The sequence below is a fragment of the Dysosmobacter sp. HCP28S3_G4 genome, from assembly GCF_052065175.1.
Taxonomy (GTDB): domain Bacteria; phylum Bacillota; class Clostridia; order Oscillospirales; family Oscillospiraceae; genus Oscillibacter.
In genome coordinates this window covers 1-1,424 of sequence record NZ_JBQHUP010000101.1, presented here as the reverse complement: position 1 = coordinate 1,424, position 1,424 = coordinate 1, and the positions used below count along the sequence as shown (strand labels likewise).

Annotated in this window: 1 protein-coding gene; it reads left to right on the top strand. The window is 51.6% G+C overall.

Annotated features, from left to right (window positions below):
* Positions 1-660: 660 nt before the first annotated feature.
* A partial coding sequence (locus ACTNBU_RS12570; protein WP_441034442.1) for an IS256 family transposase occupies positions 661-1,424 on the top strand: 764 nt, incomplete at its 3' end.

Below are 1,424 nucleotides of genomic sequence, written 5' to 3'. Positions count from 1 at the left end.
CTGTTATTTTGAAAACAAGGCGGCAGCAGCTTGCACCACTTCCACCTTGAATATATTTTGCTCTATTTGCACCGCATTTCGGTGTTTACACAGAATTTGGGACAGACCCGCAGAGCGTATACGGTACGCCTTTGGATGTGGAATTTTACGGCATAGAACATTTTTACACCATTTGGCAAAATGCGAAAGTGCTTCTTGCAAACAGAGCATTGTTTTACCCGCTGAAATCGCTGTAATGAGGAGAAGCCCAGCATCACGTCAAACGGCGCGTGCTGGGCTTCTTTTTGTTGCGTCTCGGGGCTTTTTGGAGGATAATCCCTCCTGTATGCCATTTGTTTTTCTATGCCGTGTTGACATACTGTGCTCTACCTATCACGGTAACTGTACGTTCTCGGAACAAAAATGAACACGTTTTCTCTGTATAGGGAGAAAGCCGGAGAGGAATAAGAGGGTAAGTGCAGGCTGTGGGAACGGTGTGTAAACCACTTGCGGTTTTCCACGGTTTCCATAGCCGCAGCGAGGGAGAAAAGGGAGAGGTGGCTTTCTCGCACCGTGTGAGACCGCCGAAAATTCTGTGTAATCGACGTTCCTCGACAGTATGAAAATCTTCGACTGAGTCAAGAATGAGATCAAACATTCAAGACGAAGGAGACGAAGATTATGCAGCCAGTACCACAGGATTTGTTGAAGGAATACGTTCAGAGCCAGCACTTCACCAGCACGACGGAGATCATGGAGGCCATGAAGGAAATGTTCCGGGACGTCATCCAGACCGTCATGGAAGTGGAGATGGACGAGGAGCTTGGTCGAGAGCGTTGCGAGCGCTCGGACGCGCCGGAGGGACCCCCCAGAAACTACCGCAACGGCTACACGAAGAAGACCGTCAAGACCCAGCTGGGTGAAGTGGACATCAAGGTGCCCCGGGACCGGAACGGCTCCTTCGAGCCCAAGATCATCGGCAAGTATGACCGGAATGCAGACGGGATGGAGGATAAGATTCTGGCGCTGTACGCCTGCGGTATGAGCCAGCGGGATATCGCTGAGCAGATCAAGGAACTGTACGGCGTGGAGATCTCTCCGGAGCTGGTAACGAAGATCAGTGAAAAGATCATGCCGGAGGTCACAGCCTGGCAGAACCGCCCGTTGGAGCCGGTATATCCCTTCGTGTTCATGGACGCCATTCACTACAAGGTTCGGGAAGATCGACGGTACGTGACCAAAGTAGCCTATGTGGTGCTGGGTGTCACCATGGATGGAAGGAAGGACATCCTGGGAGTCTGGATCGGAGAGCACGAAAACAGCAAATTCTGGCGGAATGTGCTGAATGACCTCAAAAGCAGGGGTGTTTTGGATGTATATCTGTTCTGCACGGATGGCCTGTGTGGGATGATGCAGGCTATCGAGGCCGTCTTCCCAAAAAGCCG